Source organism: Rhizobium sp. 25PS6 (assembly GCF_032464655.1).
Lineage (GTDB): Bacteria > Pseudomonadota > Alphaproteobacteria > Rhizobiales > Rhizobiaceae > Rhizobium > Rhizobium laguerreae.
The window spans coordinates 108,393-125,712 of record NZ_JAWDIV010000023.1 but is presented as its reverse complement, the minus strand read 5'-3'; the positions used below and the strand labels follow the sequence as shown (position 1 = coordinate 125,712).

Here is a 17,320-nt window from a genome sequence, read left to right as displayed (position 1 = left end):
AATCGGCTTCCTCATCCTTTTCGTCTTCATCGGAACCTTCACCTATGTGAACTTCCAACTCGTGGCTCTCGGCTTGTCGCCGATGACGCTCGGCCTCGTTTATCTGGTATTCTTGCCGTCGATGCTGACCACGCCGATGGCAGGCAAGCTTGCGGTCCGGATAGGGGCAAAACTCGGGATCATTTCGACGCTTGGGCTCGCCATTGCCGGCCTCGCGGCACTTCTGAGTGTCAGCTTGCCTCTGGTGTTGGCCGGACTGGCGCTAGTGGCAATAGGGACATTTCTCGCCCAAGCGATCGCCACCGGAGTGGTTGGCGGACGCGCGGTCACGGACAAGGCAGGCGCCAGCGGAATTTACCTCGCCTTCTATTACACCGGGGGCCTCGCAGGAAGCCTCGTACTCGGGCAGACCTATGATCAGATGGGCTGGCCAGCTTGCGTCGGCGTGCTCGTCGTCGCGCTGCTGGCGGCCATCGGAATCGCCCTACCCATAAGCTCGACACCTGGTCCGTCCCGGAGATAATTCAGGCTCATCGAACCGCGCCTCAAACCGCATTATCCATCAAAACCATCACCTGCAACAATGCCAACGTATCCTCCACCCCATCAAAGGAATGAAGAAATGCCAAGATTTATAGGTGTATTGTTCGCATTCATCGTGCTGATGTCCGACGCTCTCGGCGTAACCTCCGCCAGCGTCGCGCAGGCCGCTAAACGCGATGGCGTCGTCACGCTCAAAAGCCGATACTCAGTCAGCGAGACCGTAAGGAGGATCAAGGCCGCCGTTGTTGAGAATGGCATTATGTTGTTCGACGACATCGACCAGGCCAAGCTCGGAAACGCCGCCGGCAACAAGGTCCGACCGTCTCACCTGATCCTGTTCGGAAATCCCGCTTTGGGCACTACCTTCATCACGGCAAACCCGTCTTCCGGCCTGGACTGGCCGGTGCGCGTGCTCGTCTATCAGACGAAGGACGGCTCAGCGAATGTCGCCTACAACGACTTCGACTGGATCGCTCGCCGCCATGGTATCAGCAATCGCGAGGAGGAGTTCAAGATGGCAACCGAGGTAATCGAGTCCGTCACGTCATCGGTTCGCCAATGAATACTCCCGGCTTGGGCGGGACGCTCGCCCAAGCTCCACTGTCCAAATTGATAGCGATCCTCGCAAATTCTGCACCGGCTCTCGAGATTTCTCCTCTTGGGGGCGATAGCAGACTATCTGATATGTCCGCCTTGAACGACGGACCAACGAGCACTCCCAATTCTCGGACAACGCGGATCGCTTCCGTTGGATTGCAGTTATTTGAAGATCTCACTCCTCATCCTCGGTAGCGACAGCATCGCCAATCAGGATGGAAGAGCTTGCATATTTGCTCTCCAGCTCTTCACGGAAGCAGAAGCAACTCTTCAAGGCTTTCGCGAGCGAGCACTTTCAAACTTTTTCGCAAATCTGGTGCCAAAGGACCTTTGTTCCACTGCATCTGGAATATAGGTGAGACCGTTGCGCTCGCATTATGCAGCAATCAGATCGGCCACCCGCCGGGCGGAGCCGAGAGCAAGAGTCCAGCCGAGCATATCGTGGCCGATGTTCAAATATGATCCGAGAATTCGGCGAGACGGGCAGATGATCGGTTGTGAAGACGGCGTCGTCGGACGTTCTCCTGACCAACGGATATCATCGGCTAAACCCCTTCTATCTGTTTCCCGCTGTAGCGATGATATTGATGGACGAGTTCCCTCAGCCGAACAACTCGTCGGCGGATCCGGTGACCCCGCAGCCATCGCTCGCCGATGCAGCCGGATAGGGCACGGCACATGGACAAGGAGTGGCACGCGCGGCGTTTATGCGAAATTCGCGCCGGTGATCTCCAAGGATATATCCCAGAGCCGCGCCGCCGCGCCGCTATTCAGCGCCTGCCTCGGGGGCGTCTCCTCGACGGGATATCCGCGCATTCTGCCCATTCCGTCAGGTCCATAGTACGCGCCGTCCCGTGCCATCGGATCGGTCCCAGCGTAGAGCGTTGGCAAGGCGCCTTGCGAAGGCGGTTGGAACAGGAAAGACAGGAAACGGCGCAGCATTCCGGGCAGGCTCGACCGCCCCGAGCCGTTCACAATCAGATTGGTGCGTGTGATGCCCGGATGGGCCGCCAGGTTTTGAACGCCCCATCCCGCCGCCTTGCTGCGCCGGCTCATCTCGAAGGCGAACATGATGCAAGCAAGCTTGGACTGGCCATAGACCCGCATCGGCTTGTAGCTGCGCTCGGCCCGCAGGTCATCGAAGTCGATCGCGGCGATCGAGCCGAGCAGGGTCCATATGCCGAGGATGTGCAAGGCCGAAATTGCAGGATAAATCCCGCGACGATTAGCCGAACAACGCCAAGGTCCTCGATCTCTTGAAACATCGAGGCTAGCATCCGTCCACTCCCGGCGCCCAGTCTCTGGAGTAGGATAGCATCTCCCCGTCCCTCAGCCGTATCCAGGTGCTGCGCAACTGATGCGGGGGCAGACAGTTGCGAAGCGCACCAGTGTGACGCGATCACCGGGCTTTACCTTAGCTTCGAGGTCGTAGAACATGCGGACCGGAGAAAGCTCGACCTCACGGACCTGTCCCAGGTCCTCGGGACGAGCTGATACCGGTCCAAAATACTCGTCCGGACGGCCGAGCTGCCCGTCAGCGACGTTTGCTTGCTCGACACGGTCGCCGATGTGCCGAGGCAGGACGAAAAGGACCTTGAAGGCCAGTATCGCGGCAGTCACGCTAGCCGCATTCGCCCAGACGTGGTGGATATCGCGATGGTCAAACACCTAAGCGACAGCGTTCGTGAAGCCGCCATATTCATGTCGGGCCTCGAACGCCTTCTCGAGCAGGAGAACAATGAACACACCGACGCCGTAGAGAACCGTGCGCCCGACAACGCGCGCGATCCCGGAGTGTCGATCGATCCAGGACCCGAGTGGGACGTTCTCGAGGATCAACACAACCTTGGCGACGACGAGCGCACCGATGGACGCCGCCGAAAAGTCGAAAAACGCGATTCTGTATTCGGCCAGCACGAGCGCCTTGAAGCCCATCATGGCGAGGAAGCAGGTGGCAAAGAAGAGCGTGGTCGCCCCCGACTTTTTTGACTTCCTCCTTCACTTTCTCAGCGACGCTCATGGTTCACTCCTTTATGTGCGATGCGGGGTCCGGAGAAGCCCGGTTGCCACGGATGATGCAGCGGAAGCCGAGATGCGAAATCGAGGTTTCGACAGGCTGCGCCATGCGCGCCGCCGGCCGGTATCGCCGGCAGTAGTTCGGTGCACACAGATGCGAGCCACCCTTGGTGACCTTGCGCGGTATTCTGATCGCTGGCTGGCGTGGATCGTAGCTCGCATCGCGATCAGCTCCGCGCGGATTGGCAGCCGTGCAGCAGGAGCTGTCGATCTTGCCATGGTCCTGGTACCAGTCGGCGGTCCATTGCCAGACGTTGCCCGCCATGTCGTAGAGGCCGTAGTCGTTCGGCGGGAAGGAACTGACCGGGGCCGTGTATTCGAAGCCATCATCGAGCGTATTGCGGTAGGGAAAGTCGCCCTGCCAGGTGTTCGCCATGTGTTTGCCACCCGGTGTCAGCTCGTCGCCCCAGACGAATTCCGCGCCGTCGAGCCCGCCGCGCGCGGCGAATTCCCATTCCGCCTCGGTCGGCAGTTCCTTGCCCGCCCATCTCGCGTAGGCTTCGGCATCCTCATAGGCGACGTGGACGACCGGATGGTCCATGAGCTTGGCGATCGCGCTCGCCGGCCCGCGTGGACGGCGCCAGTTAGCACCGGGCACATAGACCCACCAGTTGTAGTGGTTGCTCTTGTCCACCTGCCCCGCCGGCTTCTTGAACATGGTCGAGGACGGAGAGAGCATCTCGGGTCTGGCGCCGGGATAGTCGTCCGGATTGGCCGGCCGCTCGGCCAGCGTCACGTAACCAGTCGCGGTGACGAAGCGCTTGAAGTCGCGATTGGTCACGGTCGAAGCGTCCATCCAGAAGCCGTCGACGCACACGCGGTGCGCCGGCGCTTCTTCCGCATAGTGGCTATCCGACCCCATCAGGAACGTGCCGTCTGGGATCCAGACCATGCCGGGATGTGGAGAGGGACTTAGCACGCCTTGCTACTTTCCGGCCCCTCGGGCTCCCTGTTCCAGTGCCGCCAGTGCCTTGTCGACGCCAAAGTTCGAGGGAGGCGCGCTCGGCGGGTATTCCTTGAAGGTTTCGAGGAACTGCCCGACGACCGTGGTGGCGGGAAGGAAGGTCCACATCTTCTCGCCCCACCACTTGCCATAGAGCATCGATTCCGACTGGTAGCGCTCCCACGGGTCCTGCCGCAGATTGGTGACGAGGGGCGCGTTCGTGCTTGCCTCGTGGCCGTTGAAGAGGTTGCCTTCCACCGTCTTGAAGCTGACCTTCCAGTCGTTGTAGCGCAGGGCGTTGAGCTCGCCACTGTCGGTGAAATAGAAGACCTCGCGCCGTGGCGACGTTGTGACCTCACCCTTGAAGTAAGGCAGGAAGTTATAGCCGTCGAGATGGTTCTTGAAGGTCTTGCCGCCCACCTCCATGCCCTTCAGCAGCTTGTCCTTGACGTTCGGATCGCCGGCAGCGGCGACAAGTGTCGGCATCCAGTCCTCGTGCGCCATGATCTCGTTGACGATGGTGCCGGGCTTGATGGTGTCGGGCCAGCGCACCACGAGCGGCACGCGGAAGCCGCCCTCGAAGGTGGTACCTTTTTCGCCCCTGAACGGCTGGTTGCCGCCGTCCGGCCAAGTGAATACCTCGGCACCGTTGTCGCTGGTGAGGAGCACGATTGTGTTGTCGGCTATGTTCAGGTCGTCCAGCTTCTTGAGCAGCTCGCCGACCTCCCAGTCGAGCTCCATCATGCCGTCGGCGAAGAGGCCATGACCGCTCTTTCCGTCCCATTTGTCCGAAAGATGCGTCCATACGTGCATGCGCGTGCTGTTGTGCCAGAGGAAGAACGGCTTTTTGTCCTTCACTGCGCGGTCCATGAAGTCGAGCGAGCGGCGCACCAGCTCGGGTTCGACGGTCTCCATGCTGACCTTGGCGGCAGGGTCCATCCCGGGATGCGGCGGCAGCGGGCCGCCGTCGGCGATCGTCTGCTTGCCGACCTTGCCCCAGCGCGGATCGACGGTGGGATCGTCCTGGTCCGTCGCCTTGCTTTCCACGATGTTGCGCGGACCGAACTGTGCACGGAAAGCGGCGTCCTTGGGGTAGGCGTGGTCGTACGGCTCCTCCATGGCGTTCAGGTGGTAGAGTATGCCGTAGAACTCGTCGAAGCCGTGCACGGTCGGTAGGAACTCGTTGCGGTCGCCGAGGTGATTTTTCCCGATCTGGCCGGTCGCATAGCCTAGGGGCTTGAGCAGCTCGGCGATCGTCGGATCCTTGTCCTGAACACCCTGCTTGGCGGCCGGCAGGCCGACCTTGAGCAGACCCGTTCGAAATGGCGTCTGCCCGAGGATGAACGCAGCCCGGCCCGCGGTGCACGATTGCTGAGCGTAGTAGTCCGTAAAGAGCGCGCCCTCGTTCGCAATGCGGTCGATATTGGGTGTTCTGCCGCCCATCATCCCGCGGTGATAGGCGCTGAGGTTCCAGGTACCGAGGTCGTCGGCCATGATGACGAGGATGTTGGGCGGTTGTTCCTGCGCGGCGGCCGGCGCGCACATGGCAGCCGAAACCATCGCCGTGGCGCCCACCAAGCCGGCGCGCCATCGCGAGTGCCAATCCTGGGCGGCCGGCGGCTCCGTGCTGAGAATGCTGCTGAACATCGTCTTACCCTCTCTTGTTTGAACCTTCCCGTATGGCAATGCTGTGCATTTCACTGCTTTGAACAAAGTTTCGTCTGCCAAGCATCTTACTCACAGCGCGCTCCTTTATCGTGGACAACCTTCTCGTAAAGGTGGGTAATAGCAAGTATGTTACGGTATCAAACGACGCTCGACTGCCTCCTGAGCGGCCCTTTTCTTGCGCGACCGAAGTATGACGAATGCCGATGTCTCTGCTCGCGTAAGGGGCGGTCGACGATCTCCTTTGGAACGAGAGATCGTGTTGGATTACCCCCGCATGACGTGGTCACCTAGCAGCACATATCGGAACGGGGAATGCATCAGGGGGGCCTGTATGTGCCGTCGCGTCTACATCAATCAATCATTTAACGAGATGGCAGGAAAGTTCACCTTCGCTGGGCGAGGTGACATGTACGATCTAGGCGACCGCCTTCCGCGATACAACGGTGGCCCAGCTCAGGTTTTCCACTTCATCATTCAGGACGTCGTACGACCGCGAGAACGGCCCAGACCTATCTTTGCCATCGCTCGTTGGGGTCTCACACCAGCCCGGATGGACCAACGCCGCCGCCACCCGCCCATCAATGCGCGTTGCGAAGAGTGGCTTCGAACCACGAATTTCAAGAAGCATACCAATCGAGGCGCTGTTTGATTCCGATTAGTGGCTTCTTCGAATGGCAGTACCGGTCGGAGACTACAAAGCAACCTTATGCAATCGCTATGAAGGATAGATCACTCTTCGCTCTCGCAGGCATTTGGGAAAGTTGGCATCACCCGGCCGGCATCAATATCCGCAGCTTCGCTGTCGTCACCTGCGCCCCGAACGAGATGATGGAGACGATCCACGATCTTAATGCCGGTCGTCATTCGGCCCATGATTACAAGCACTGGCTCTCTCCAGATCGAGATCCACGCTATTTATTGAAACCCTTCGATTCCCAATCAATGACCATGTGGCCAATTTCACGGGGCGTTAGTTCAGCTAGAACGCTAAGCCCGAGACCATTCGGCCCGTTAATGTCAGCGCCTAGGATAGGTAGCCTTCGATCGCTACCAGGCGACCAGATGCTTGAATAGCCCACCTTTCACCCTACCCTTGTTTTCTGGGGAAAGTGAGGGCTGAACATGATCCCGTTGCCGATCGGTGAAACGCAGAGCGTGCTGAACGATGCAGAGATGGCGCTCTGTCAGAGGGTATTCAACCACGTAGTCTCGGTGAAGCAGCTCAAGTCAGACCCAGATCGCGAGGAGCTCGCCAGCCGGATTATTCAGTCGTTCCAGCATGGCGTGACGGACGAGGGCGCCTTGATCCGGCTGCTGATCTGACCGACGCATCCCTACAGCTCAATGGAACTGAGCAGACAGCTGAATGGCTTGCAGTCATCTCGTAGAAGCTCCCCCTCCCCCCAGGCCTTTGGCCTTGAACCCTGCTAACAGCGCTGTTTTCCCTAGCGCGCAGGCGCTTCCGCCCAAATGAGGCAGTTTAGTGAAATTTGGAACGCCACTGGCCACTAACGCTTTTTATCAGCAGAGTTATTGCACGGGTCCGACCAGCCTATCATACTCGCGCTCCGGAATTCCGTAACAGCCGCCGGCAGCGTCTTCCAACTTTGCTCGACTCAGGATGCGAAGATTGCCCCGCGTCGCCTTAACGATGCCCAGTCCCTCAATGATATGCAGTTGGTCGGTCACGCCCGCGCGTCTCACACCCAGCATCAGAGAGAGGAACTCGTGGGTGATAGGCAGGTCAGGAACCCTGATCCTGTCGTGGCACATCAGCAGCCAACGGGCTAGGCGCTCCGGCATGTTGTACCTGGCATTTGCCAAGGCTGAATGCGCAAGCTGCAGTGCACAGGAATGGACGTAGCGAAGCAAAAGATCGGAAGCTTCCCGATGCTGTAGAATAAAGCGCTCCAGGAGATCTGATGAAAGAGCCAGTCCTGATCCCGGGGTTTGCATGAATGTCTTGTTCGGTGTCCGCCTTGCTTTGAGCAGCAGGTGGGCGCCGCTCATACCTTCAAAGCCAAGATGGCCAACCTCCACGGTCTTACCATCGGACGAACTTGCGACGATCGATCCAAGGCCTCTTTCGATGAAGACGACGCTACCGGTCAAAGCGTCAGGCTCGACAAGTACGTGCCCCAGGGGCAGATCGACCAGCTCAAGCTGCCCCGACAGTGCCGCAAAGCAGTTCGCCGGAAGGGCCTTCAGTAGCCGATTGTGGATTTTGGCTTGATCGAGAGGCATTGGATGCGCTCCGTCGGGGATGAGCCCGAACTCGTGCTGCACGCCGGTTGCGCCAGGCAATGTCCAAATCATCGGCTACCGGGAGGCAGTGTGCCATAATCTACCTTAGTTTTCGTACGTTTTTGACAATAGACTAACGCGTCCGAGACTCAAGAAGCACGCCCTGCGGAAGCCGTGACGACCGCGGTCAGCTCGACCGTGAGGATGACTTTGCCGGTTTCGCTGACAACTCGGACCTTCAGCACATTCCCATTCCAAAGTGTTTCGTCCTCGCCGATGATGCCGGCGGCGGTTTTTACCGCCATCGGGCGGAGAAGTTCGTCGGATGCGACTTCAGTTCCTACCTGGTCCAGGAAATCGGCGCCGTCGTTGATGTGAAAGAAGTAGCGCCTCATGTGCACTCACCTGGAATGCTTGATGGCCGAGGTCACATTGTGGACCGCACGGCCAAGCATGCTTTGCTTGGCGGCCGAGACAAGGTCGCCGGCACGTTCGGACACCTCATGATCGCCCTTCTCGGTCCGATTGAGATGCAGGTAGCCAGACTCGTAATTTGCTGCGTTGCGCAGTCGCTGGGCATCCAGGACGGTGAGGACCTTGTTCTTGAATTCGATCAGCCCAGCCGCGCGCAGTTCCTGCAGTGTCTTGTTGACGTGCGGAGGCGTGAGCCCGGTCGCGTCGGCCAGATCATCTTGTGTGATTGGAAATGAAAAGCTGTCGTCTGTCGTTTCGCCGACGATCCTGTGACGGATGAGCATTTCGTAGAACATGTGCGCGATCTGCTCGCGGGCACCCCGACGCCCATGGTCAATGATCCACTCTCGCAGAATGCCGGAATCAACCATGGTCCCCCACCACAATGCTTTGGTGATATTGGACGACTCCGTCAGCAGACCTTCTATCACTTCCGCCGGGATCAGGACGCAGGTGGTGTCGGTCATGGCGACGATATTGTGGTCCATCGCCCGAAGGACAAAAACCTCGACGTCACAGAGATCACCGGGAACGAGAAACGCCATTATCTGCCGCCGTCCGTCGGCAAGCACCTTGGCGCGTGCCGCCAAGCCGGTGAGCAGGAGATGGATGTTGCGAACCTCCTTGCCCTCTTCAATGATCACGTCACCACGTGCGAACGTCTTTGTCGGAAAGCTCAAGAGCCGATCAAGCCGCTGACGATCCAACTGCTCAAAGCGAATGAACTGCTCGAGTTTCATTGTCAGCGAGTTGGCCATAACCTCGTCCTCCTTGGTTGAAACGCCTTGCTGGTGACAGGGTTCCCGGATTTTCTCGGCCTGCGGACTTGCAGAAGTTGACAAAGCCAAGGCCGTCAGGCAGTTCGCCGACATGAGGGTTCGCGATCACACAGATGCTGGCAGAAAGTTAAAAAGCCTCGCCGACACAGCGAGTTGCCGCTTCCTGCTGACCTTGATCCTGACACCTGGTTGTTCGCGACCGGCTGAATAAGTTCACAGATCAAACATTCGATGCAGCCTACACAAGGCGCAGATTGCGATCACCAGAAGAGCTCGGGGAAATCTCTTTCGGTGAGGACGCCGAGATTCAATGGCTGGCAAACGCTATCCTTCCTGTGGTGCTTGAGCATCTCCAACGCGCGCAGGAACTCAACGCGATGCTGACTGGAGCCGCGGCTGCCGCCAGAGGGAACGGCGACGAACCAGCTGAAACGATAAATCCCTTGCTCGTCACCAAATCTTCCTTCTCGCACCAGGTCGGTGGGGCAGTAATCATTCGTCACTGCCTAAATGCCGCTATGCCGGGGCAGCTGCACTAGCAGCGGTTGCTCAGCCCTTGTTCGCTTTCATTGCTCTCGGCGCCAACAAAGATCGGGAGTGCCCGTTCGGCTGCTATGATCATCCGAATACCAGAATGGCGATCATGTCAGAAGCTGAGAGGTCCAGCCGACCTCAATATGTTTGATTCCATCGGCGAGCGGCCGCGCCAAGGACGCCCGTCAACACAGCTGCGATCGAGCTTACGAGCGCCAGCGATCTCAGATCATCGCTAGTTGAGGGGCATCTATCGGAGGAACGCTCACGAGAGTACCTTGACGGCGATAGCGGCCTCTATGAATGCCGTGCGAGCGAACTCAGCGCTTCGATGGTTTATGATGGCGTCTGCGCATCTGCACTTCGCATCGGCGTATTCCGGTTGCGATTGCGATGGCCAACGATGGATCAAAGCTACCAGTGCAGCCTTAGGTCCGTCGATACGCTCGCAGAAACCATTGCCGATGCGAATGAACACCGGGGCTCCCCATCTGATGTCGAAGTTAGCTTCGATGACTGTCTCCATTGACGAGCCTCCCTCCTTACTTCCTACGATGCCAACCGACGAACCTGCCTGTTGCGTCCCAGTTCCCGTTCTGTCGGCGTCTGTGCGCAATCGGACAGGCATCAACGCGCAATGACGAAGAAAAGACCGCAATACCCGAGGTCCGCACAGACAGCGGAGCCAAGCGCGGAAGACCTAGTCGGGGCAAAATGCAACTCGTTCGAGATGAAGCCTTCCGACAGTCTCAGCGAGATTCCGATCAGCTTTCGGGGAAGCAGCCTTGCCCCTACGCCCTCCTAAAAGTCATGCGGAGTCCACTTCAAATGGATCGGGCAACCAAAGCTACGCGAGCGTCTGCTTCAGAAACGCCAGCGCCTTCTGCGCCCCTGAAGAGGATATAGTGTGACCGACCCCTGGTTCGACATTCAGCTCGACCTTGAAGCCAGCCGCTCCGAGTTGGGCAGCGGCAAGCGTCGAGGCGGTCGCAGGGATCGTCGTGTCATGTTGGCCGTGGACCAGAAGCACTGGGGTGTCCCTACCCGCGGAGGATATCTGCTGGGGCGGAAGAAGTCCGGCGAAGGAAACCAGCGCACCGATCCTCCATCGTCCGGACGCAACCGCGTCCAGCGCAACGATCGCACCCTGCGAAAGGCCGACGAATGCGATCCTGGCGTGGGCGTCGGCGAAACCCTCAGCGCGGACGACGTCGTTCATCAGTCCGTCGAATGCCTCGCGAGCCGTTCGGATGCGGGTCGGATCGAGCGGATTTCCCTCCGCGATAAACCACTGATGGCCATAGCGATGTGGTAAGGGGGCATCCGGTGCAGCGAAGCGGGTGTTCGGCAGGCTCGAGCGCCAGGAGGCGGCGAGCGGCATGAGCTGCGCGCCTGATGCACCGATCCCGTGCAGGAAGATAACGAGGGATGAATTGCTTCGCATAAAGATCCTGTCGTTGAAGGCACAGAGGGCGCTCTACCCCATCATGGGGGAGCGCCCTCGTCACCCGAGCGGCCGTGAGCTTGCGACGGTCATGTCGCCGTCATCGGCCATAAATTTGGGTGGGTAGGCCTTAAATGAGAATTGCGACCTGTCCTTTCAGGATAGTGTATCGGCCGTCGTGCTCATCCAGGCGCGATGGCGCTCCTCGTCCTGGTGCGCCTTCATAAAGAAAGCTTTCGATGCCGGGATCGCGTCTTCGTGGCGGGATGCCCGCTCGTAGGCACTGACCGTGTCCTCCTCGTTGGTCTTCATTGCCCTCAGAATGGCGGCGTCGCCCATGATGTCGGCAAGCGCAATCTTGCCGGTGGTGAGCATCTGCTTCATGTCGCCTTCGGTCGGCGCCTCGACGCCCAGTTCGCGCGCCATTTCGTTTAATACCTGCAGGTGCTGCAGATGATCTTCCCTGAACGTCGCGATCTGAGCGCTGAACTCCTTGCTGTCGAGGCGCTCAATGCAGGACTCGTATGCCGCGATCGCATCATGCTCCAGGTAGATGAGGTCCGTCACAAGCTTCTGATGCTGGATTCGTTACCGACCATGGTGACCATTAGGTTCTCCTTCGCGCTGAACTGAAGAATTGGGAATGGGCGTCCGAAAGCAATGTTCCGCGTTTGTCTTGTATCGTACCGAGCCGCAGCGTTGATCGACGCCGGGGCACACCCTTGGCGGAAATGGACTAGGAGCGCTTTGATGGCCCAAAGCGCATGACGCTGGGGCAGATTGAAATGGCAGGAAGGCGTAGACGACGAGCTCCATCAGGTTTGGCCCGGGAATGCCGGTGGTTTAACCAAGACGGCCGAGCGATGGAGCCACTGCCGTCATTGCGCGATCCATTTCGTTGAGGGCCGACCGAAGTGCTCCCTCCGGCGCATCTTTGTGTCCGGAGAGGATATTTGCAAAGGGCGTCGGTCGGCCGAAAAGGTAGCCTTGGGCAGATTCGCAGCCTTCGGCATGCAGGATCGCCAGTTGGTCGCGTGTTTCGATCCCCTCGGCGAGGACAGGGATTTCGAGGCTGCGGCCAAGCGCCAGCACAGCGCGGATGATTGCGCGCGCCGGCTTGCTGGTCTCAATTTCGCCCATAAAGCTGCGGTCGAGCTTGATCTTGTCGAACGGGAATGCTCGCAGCGTATCGAGGGAGGAATAGCCCGTCCCGAAGTCGTCGAGCGCGATCGTCACACCAAGCTCACGAATCTGCCGCAACTGAAGGAGCGTACGATCCTTGTCTTGAATGATGGCCGATTCCGTGAGCTCGAGTTCAAGATTTTCCGCTTTCATTCCGGTCTCGCTGAGAATACCGGCGACCAAGCCGGGCAGATCGGGGTGGAGGAACTGCACCGGTGAGAGGTTGACCGCGATCCTTATGTTCGTGCCCAAAGCCGAGCATTGGCTACAGACAGTTCGAAGCACCCATTCGCCGAGTTGCAGGATTAGGCCGCTTTCCTCGGCGAGCGGAATGAATTCCACCGGTGGGATAAAACCACGGCGCGGATGTTGCCAGCGCAGCAGCGCCTCATATCCCGTGACCGAACTATCCGATACCAGCGTCTGAACTTGATAATAGACTTCCAGCTGGTTGTTCTCCAACGCGTGGCGAAGGTCAACGGCGAGTTGGCGCTTGTCACGAACAGCGTCGTCCATAGGCTTATCAAAAAAGCAGATCTTTTCCGCAATCTCAGTCTTGGCGCGATAGAGCGCCAAGTCGGTGTTACTGATCAAAGTCTCCATTTCCTGCGCGTCGTCGGGAAACATACAGGCGCCAAAACTTGCGCCCACCGAGGCCTGAAAACCGTCAAGCGTGAACGGTTTGATGATCTCGGCCCGTAACTGAAGGAGCACCTCGCGCAGTTGGCTGCGATTATCGACAGGCGCAATAATCGAGAACTCGTCGCCGCCTGTGCGGGCGATGAACAGGGTGCCATCGTTTGAGTCACGCATGCGCTGGGCGAGGATTTTTAGCGCCTCATCGCCAGCCGAGTGCCCCTTGATGTCGTTAATTTCCTTGAAACGATCGAGGTCGATCGCCGCCAGCGCAAATTTAGGCCCGCCATAGTTGGCAAGCCGAATTTGCGCATCAAGGCGATCATTGAAGGACGCGCGATTGGCGAGTCCAGTTAATGCGTCATTGAGCGCCATATGCTCCAGCTCGCTGATTGACCGCACCCGGTTCTGATTGTCGATGAGATAGCTCGCGGCGACGGCACCGATAATGATAACGCTGAGGAGCGCAATCGCCAGCGCCATTGCCTGCATAGCGGCCGGATTGGAATAACTGTCGTCAATTAGGATCGGCGTGAGCTTGAACGCTGTCATGCCGGTGAAATGCAGGCTGACGATCCCCAACGTGAGCAATCCCACCGAGATGGTCTTATTGGCGGTTCCATGGTCACGACTTGCGACGTGTATCGCAGCGGATGTGATAGTTACGGCGAGCAAGATGGACACGATGAGAAACCTCATATCCCATTCAACCGTGCCCTGAGCAACATAAGCCAGCATACCAGTGTAATGCATCGTGGCGATTGACAGCCCGACCAAGGCGCCGCCGACAGTTGGTGACCAGGAGATGCGGATGGTACCGGCTACCATCAGGCCGCAGAATGAGCCGGCCATAGCGATCAGCAAGGAGATGATGGTCAGCAGCGGATCGAATGTCACAGGCGTGCCGGCATGATAAGCAATAATGGCGATAAAATGCGTCGACCAGATTGACGCGCCTGCGGCTGTTGCAGCGAGAAACTGCCAGCCGATGGCTTCGGCGCCGTTGACGCTCCGCCCGCGCGAAAATAGGCGAAGTACCGCCCAACTTCCTGAAACACAGACCAGAGCGGCTACTAGCACAAGCCAGATATTATGTTGCGTTGTGATGCAGTTAACGACGGAAATCATTTTTTTCTTTGCCTGGGGAATTCGTGACGCACTCTCCCAGCTTCCCATTGAGATCAACTTAATTTAAGCGACGAGTGGCGTGTATGATTAACCTTGAGTGTAGCGGTGCATCTTCTAGGCGACTGGCAAATATCGCGTTCCCGCCACGGTACTCTCCTTGCAAACCAACCCGCGCGGTCGCGCACTTCCAGTTGGGTTCGTGCTACTCAGTGCGAGCTTGGATGCGTGCTTGCCACTTTGTGCGCACGGATGTGGTCCCGCCGGCGGGCTACAAGCCGATCTGGGAATATAGCAATGGCGATCCGACCGCCTTTGGTCGTTTCTTTGCAAACCGAGGAGCCGTGGAGCGCTTCCGCGCGCAGATCGGTCTCTATCTCGGTGAAACCAAGGGCCAACCCTCTCTCGGCCACCCCGGCCTCTACCCGGTAAAAGCCATTCCGCACTGAAGGGCTATATCGCCCTCAGTAGACAAACCTCCGACCTCGATCGTTCCGCTGGACCGAGATGCCTCCGCTGAAAGCCAGAAATGGTCGCCTTGAACGGATCCGAACCGGCGGCGCATCAAGTCAGATAATCTAAGCGCCTGATAAACAGAATCTCTCGGCATGACGTTGATTTGTGGAATGGGCGCTGACCTCTTGGCGTTCATCGGCATGGTATGGTCGTTCTCCGACCAAAGTCTGACGGCGATCAATGAACTGCCGCTGAGGTCGGCGCGTTGATCTTCGTGGCGTCAATGCCGACATAGGTTCCGATCAGAATTGTCGCGATATCGTCTTCGGAGCGATAGCCTTCGTTGTAGAATTCGAGTGCTGCGTTGCAAAGCACTTGCGAGGCATAGTTGTCTCGCTCCAGTCCGTAGTAGCGGAACCACCGATGGACGGCGCGCGACAGCATCTGGGTCAGTTGCTCTCTGTTCATCTTTTCCATTGCCGCTTCCTTACAAGAGAGAGCTAGGTCTGCCGCCCCTTGGTTCAACCTTCTCCTATCCCTTCGTGATCAGGCAGAATTTGTCTTCATCGTCGTCCTCGGACGACTCCATTGATGCGAACGACGATTAGCATCGGCGCGCTCCAAGCAAGTCGCGTCGCTAAAGCGGTTCAGGGAGGTGACGTGGCTTGCTAGGCGTAGTCTTCTGAGAGCGTTGCTGCGCCAGACCTCCAACACTGACAGGATCACGCTCACCCTTTCGGCACATTTGCTCCAACTGGTGATATTGCCATTTGCGTCGAGGGTGATGATCCCGGTATCGACGGCGCTGTTGAGGATTTGTTGGATGCGTTCGGCTGGAAAATCGACTGGAGATAACATCGTGCCTCTTGACTGGCGTGAATTGCGGGAACAAGCAACAACAACGCTGAAGCATCGGAAGAGTTCATGAGAGGGCACACACGAGGCGCAGCAGACGAGTGAGAAGACGCCGCCTGGTTAAACGTCGCCCACACGTGAATGGCTCGCCGAATTGGTCACTTAGGTCAAAACTTTGGCTTCTGGCGCCGCAGATATAAAGGCCTCCCTGGCCACCTCAATGTGAGCCAAGCTGTTGATAGCCTCGACACAACGGCGTTTAGCGGTCTCGATACACGGGCCATCGCACGCGGCACAAACGCACCAGCCGCCGCATCATGAAGAGAACGGCAAAAATTCGGAAAGAACGTGCTGAAGGAAGGGTTTGCAGGGCCTTGGCGCGATGGCGAACTTCGACGACAGCGGCTTGACGTCCTCACCAAATTTAGGTCACTGCCGATATCGCCCCGGCGCCATTCATTCTCTATCTCGACGACCTCTGGCCGGGTTCGGCGGCAATGCAGGCTCCGTCCAGACATCGGAGGCCTGCATTGGTCGTGCCAAGACCCGGCGCCCTCAGTCGCCGGTCTCTGTCAGAGGCGGGCTTCAAGGATCAGGTTGAACGGCGTCTGCATCGCCTTGCGGAAGCGGGTGAAGCCCGCCTTGCGGAAGATGTCCTTGAGCCTTGCCTCGCCGGCTTGGGCACCCAGCACGGTGTGACCTCCATCAGAAATCGCATGGGCGCAGCAAATCGTCGTCGAAGCGGCATAGTAGAGCCGGCCGACAGGCGAGATATTGTCCTCTACCCTGTCGTTGGCGAAGGGCTCGACCAGCATTACACTGCCGTCCTTGGCAAGGGCGTTGGCTGCATGCGTGGCGGCTGCCACCGGATTACCCATGTCGTGCAGGCAGTCGAAGAAGCAGATGAGGTCATAGCCCTTCCCCGGATAGTTCTCCGCCCGCGCGGTCGAAAAGGTCGCGCGATCAAAAACGCCCGCCTCGCTCGCCACTTTGCGTGCTTCGTCGACCGACTTCTCGTGCGTGTCGAAGCCGTGGAATTTCGACTTTGGGAATGCCTCCGCCATCAGCACCGTCGAATGGCCGTGGCCGCAACCGACATCGGCCACCAGTGCGCCTGCCTTCAGCTTCTCCACCACGCCATCGAGCGCCGGTAGCCATTCCGGCACGAGGCTGGCGCGGTAGGCGTTGCGGTAGAAGGAAGCGACGCCGCAAAAGAGTCGGCCATCATGGTCACCCCAAGGGATGCCGGCGCCGGTGCGGAAGGCCTCGACCGCCTTTTCTTCGTCGGCCCACATGGAAGCGGGCGTTGCCCAGGCATTCGGGATGAAGACGGGGCTGTCCTCGTTCGCCAGCACGAAAGCCTAGGCACCGGCCACCTGCGAATTCAGCCATTCGCGCACATATCGTTCGCTGCAGCCGGCGCGGCTGGCGATTTCACGAGATGTGAGCGGCCCGCGATCGGCCATGGCCTTATAGAGACCGAGGCGGTGGCCGAGGCTGACCATGACCCCGCCATAGCCGGCGGAAAGATCGCTAACGACGCGACTGACCAGCGTCTCGAGTTTTGCACTGTCAATGGTCTTGGTCTGCATGGTATCCATGATGTTTCTCCCTGGTTGGAAACCTCCATTCGAGGTGAGGTCAGGATCGCAGGCGACGAGGGTGAGCGGCAGAGCGGTGCAGGCCATGATCGGGTCATTTACGCCACGCAAAGCCGAAGCTGTCGCGTTCGACGTGGCCCCCCGCTGCGTTCCGGGGTTATTA

General features: G+C 58.7%; 19 protein-coding genes and 3 pseudogenes. 6 read left to right on the top strand and 16 right to left on the bottom strand.

Features of this window, described 5'->3' with window-relative positions; translation table 11 throughout:
- Both RWK44_RS28535 and RWK44_RS28530 read left to right on the top strand, forming a co-directional pair.
- A partial coding sequence (locus tag RWK44_RS28535; RefSeq protein WP_410056146.1) for an MFS transporter occupies positions 1-523 on the top strand: 523 nt, incomplete at its 5' end.
- 141 nt (positions 524-664) lie between these two features.
- Positions 665-1,105: a DUF302 domain-containing protein gene (locus tag RWK44_RS28530; RefSeq protein ID WP_316029772.1), complete on the top strand. Its 441-nt coding sequence runs from the start codon at positions 665-667 to the stop codon at positions 1,103-1,105.
- A gap of 410 nt (positions 1,106-1,515) precedes the next feature.
- Here the strand turns inward: RWK44_RS28530 and RWK44_RS28525 are convergent.
- Both RWK44_RS28525 and RWK44_RS28520 read right to left on the bottom strand, forming a co-directional pair.
- Positions 1,516-1,677 (bottom strand): annotated as a pseudogene (locus RWK44_RS28525) (FAD-dependent oxidoreductase); the annotation flags it as partial.
- 168 nt (positions 1,678-1,845) lie between these two features.
- Positions 1,846-2,334 (bottom strand): hypothetical protein, encoded by a 489-nt coding sequence (locus RWK44_RS28520; protein ID WP_316029768.1) that lies wholly within the window; start codon positions 2,332-2,334, stop codon positions 1,846-1,848.
- Positions 2,335-2,688: 354 nt separating this feature from the next.
- Here RWK44_RS28520 and RWK44_RS28515 point away from each other — a divergent pair, with 354 nt between their 5' ends.
- Entirely contained in the window at positions 2,689-3,129 is a 441-nt protein-coding gene (locus tag RWK44_RS28515; protein ID WP_316029767.1) for a hypothetical protein, read from the top strand.
- Positions 3,130-3,163: 34 nt separating this feature from the next.
- Here the strand turns inward: RWK44_RS28515 and RWK44_RS28510 are convergent, their stop codons facing one another.
- Together RWK44_RS28510 and RWK44_RS28505 are read right to left on the bottom strand one after the other, a co-directional pair.
- Positions 3,164-4,108 carry a formylglycine-generating enzyme family protein gene (locus RWK44_RS28510; RefSeq protein ID WP_316029766.1) on the bottom strand — a complete coding sequence of 315 codons (945 nt, stop codon included), beginning with the start codon at positions 4,106-4,108 and terminating at the stop codon, positions 3,164-3,166.
- A gap of 33 nt (positions 4,109-4,141) precedes the next feature.
- Positions 4,142-5,719 carry an arylsulfatase gene (locus RWK44_RS28505; RefSeq protein WP_410056147.1) on the bottom strand — a complete coding sequence of 526 codons (1,578 nt, stop codon included), beginning with the start codon at positions 5,717-5,719 and terminating at the stop codon, positions 4,142-4,144.
- A gap of 298 nt (positions 5,720-6,017) precedes the next feature.
- On the opposite strand from RWK44_RS28505, the pseudogene RWK44_RS28500 reads away from it, so the two are divergent.
- Together RWK44_RS28500 and RWK44_RS28495 are read left to right on the top strand one after the other, a co-directional pair.
- Positions 6,018-6,901: pseudogene (locus tag RWK44_RS28500) on the top strand (SOS response-associated peptidase).
- 48 nt (positions 6,902-6,949) lie between these two features.
- Positions 6,950-7,150, top strand: a complete 201-nt coding sequence (locus RWK44_RS28495; RefSeq protein WP_316029764.1) for a hypothetical protein — start codon at positions 6,950-6,952, stop codon at positions 7,148-7,150.
- A gap of 207 nt (positions 7,151-7,357) precedes the next feature.
- Here the strand turns inward: RWK44_RS28495 and RWK44_RS28490 are convergent, their stop codons facing one another.
- The 8 genes from RWK44_RS28490 to RWK44_RS28455 form a co-directional block, all read right to left on the bottom strand.
- Positions 7,358-8,071 (bottom strand): Crp/Fnr family transcriptional regulator, encoded by a 714-nt coding sequence (locus tag RWK44_RS28490; protein WP_316029763.1) that lies wholly within the window; start codon positions 8,069-8,071, stop codon positions 7,358-7,360.
- Between the two features lie 149 nt (positions 8,072-8,220).
- Complete coding sequence (locus tag RWK44_RS28485) at positions 8,221-8,466, bottom strand: DUF6894 family protein (protein ID WP_316029762.1); 246 nt, start codon at positions 8,464-8,466, stop codon at positions 8,221-8,223.
- A gap of 6 nt (positions 8,467-8,472) precedes the next feature.
- Entirely contained in the window at positions 8,473-9,303 is an 831-nt protein-coding gene (locus RWK44_RS28480; protein WP_316029761.1) for a Crp/Fnr family transcriptional regulator, read from the bottom strand.
- Positions 9,304-9,584: 281 nt separating this feature from the next.
- The gene (locus RWK44_RS28475; RefSeq protein ID WP_316029760.1) at positions 9,585-9,827 is read right to left on the bottom strand and encodes a hypothetical protein; all 243 of its coding nucleotides are present in this window, start codon (positions 9,825-9,827) and stop codon (positions 9,585-9,587) included.
- A 296-nt stretch (positions 9,828-10,123) separates the two neighbouring features.
- Positions 10,124-10,384 (bottom strand): DUF982 domain-containing protein, encoded by a 261-nt coding sequence (locus RWK44_RS28470; protein WP_316029759.1) that lies wholly within the window; start codon positions 10,382-10,384, stop codon positions 10,124-10,126.
- Positions 10,385-10,705: 321 nt separating this feature from the next.
- Positions 10,706-11,302: an alpha/beta hydrolase gene (locus tag RWK44_RS28465; RefSeq protein ID WP_316029758.1), complete on the bottom strand. Its 597-nt coding sequence runs from the start codon at positions 11,300-11,302 to the stop codon at positions 10,706-10,708.
- Positions 11,303-11,458: 156 nt separating this feature from the next.
- Positions 11,459-11,869 (bottom strand): ferritin-like domain-containing protein, encoded by a 411-nt coding sequence (locus RWK44_RS28460; protein ID WP_410056145.1) that lies wholly within the window; start codon positions 11,867-11,869, stop codon positions 11,459-11,461.
- Positions 11,870-12,145: 276 nt separating this feature from the next.
- A complete protein-coding gene (locus RWK44_RS28455; RefSeq protein ID WP_316029757.1) occupies positions 12,146-14,248 on the bottom strand; it encodes a putative bifunctional diguanylate cyclase/phosphodiesterase in 2,103 nt (700 codons plus the stop codon).
- Positions 14,249-14,469: 221 nt separating this feature from the next.
- Between RWK44_RS28455 and RWK44_RS28450 the strand changes: the two genes are divergently transcribed.
- Positions 14,470-14,694, top strand: a complete 225-nt coding sequence (locus RWK44_RS28450) for a hypothetical protein (RefSeq protein WP_316029756.1) — start codon at positions 14,470-14,472, stop codon at positions 14,692-14,694.
- 244 nt (positions 14,695-14,938) lie between these two features.
- Here RWK44_RS28450 and RWK44_RS28445 read toward each other — a convergent pair whose 3' ends face one another.
- From RWK44_RS28445 to RWK44_RS28430, 4 genes and pseudogenes are all read right to left on the bottom strand, one after another.
- Positions 14,939-15,178 (bottom strand): hypothetical protein, encoded by a 240-nt coding sequence (locus RWK44_RS28445; protein WP_132613621.1) that lies wholly within the window; start codon positions 15,176-15,178, stop codon positions 14,939-14,941.
- A gap of 69 nt (positions 15,179-15,247) precedes the next feature.
- A complete protein-coding gene (locus RWK44_RS28440; protein ID WP_132613619.1) occupies positions 15,248-15,559 on the bottom strand; it encodes a hypothetical protein in 312 nt (103 codons plus the stop codon).
- 159 nt (positions 15,560-15,718) lie between these two features.
- Entirely contained in the window at positions 15,719-15,829 is a 111-nt protein-coding gene (locus RWK44_RS28435) for a DUF982 domain-containing protein (RefSeq protein WP_316029771.1), read from the bottom strand.
- A gap of 299 nt (positions 15,830-16,128) precedes the next feature.
- Positions 16,129-17,157 (bottom strand): annotated as a pseudogene (locus RWK44_RS28430) (class I SAM-dependent methyltransferase).
- Between the last annotated feature and the right edge of the window lie 163 nt (positions 17,158-17,320).

Excerpts from the sequence above, each read along its gene's own strand:
- RWK44_RS28530 (WP_316029772.1), top strand. The coding sequence starts at position 665 with ATGTCCGACGCTCTCGGCGTAACCTCCGCCAGCGTCGCGCAGGCCGCT.
- RWK44_RS28510 (WP_316029766.1), bottom strand. The coding sequence starts at position 4,108 with ATGGTCTGGATCCCAGACGGCACGTTCCTGATGGGGTCGGATAGCCAC.
- RWK44_RS28505 (WP_410056147.1), bottom strand. The coding sequence starts at position 5,719 with ATGGTTTCGGCTGCCATGTGCGCGCCGGCCGCCGCGCAGGAACAACCG.
- RWK44_RS28495 (WP_316029764.1), top strand. The coding sequence starts at position 6,950 with ATGATCCCGTTGCCGATCGGTGAAACGCAGAGCGTGCTGAACGATGCA.
- RWK44_RS28490 (WP_316029763.1), bottom strand. The coding sequence starts at position 8,071 with ATGCCTCTCGATCAAGCCAAAATCCACAATCGGCTACTGAAGGCCCTT.
- RWK44_RS28485 (WP_316029762.1), bottom strand. The coding sequence starts at position 8,466 with ATGAGGCGCTACTTCTTTCACATCAACGACGGCGCCGATTTCCTGGAC.
- RWK44_RS28480 (WP_316029761.1), bottom strand. The coding sequence starts at position 9,303 with ATGGCCAACTCGCTGACAATGAAACTCGAGCAGTTCATTCGCTTTGAG.
- RWK44_RS28470 (WP_316029759.1), bottom strand. The coding sequence starts at position 10,384 with ATGGAGACAGTCATCGAAGCTAACTTCGACATCAGATGGGGAGCCCCG.
- RWK44_RS28465 (WP_316029758.1), bottom strand. The coding sequence starts at position 11,302 with ATGCGAAGCAATTCATCCCTCGTTATCTTCCTGCACGGGATCGGTGCA.
- RWK44_RS28455 (WP_316029757.1), bottom strand. The coding sequence starts at position 14,248 with ATGATTTCCGTCGTTAACTGCATCACAACGCAACATAATATCTGGCTT.
- RWK44_RS28450 (WP_316029756.1), top strand. The coding sequence starts at position 14,470 with ATGCGTGCTTGCCACTTTGTGCGCACGGATGTGGTCCCGCCGGCGGGC.
- RWK44_RS28445 (WP_132613621.1), bottom strand. The coding sequence starts at position 15,178 with ATGGAAAAGATGAACAGAGAGCAACTGACCCAGATGCTGTCGCGCGCC.
- RWK44_RS28440 (WP_132613619.1), bottom strand. The coding sequence starts at position 15,559 with ATGTTATCTCCAGTCGATTTTCCAGCCGAACGCATCCAACAAATCCTC.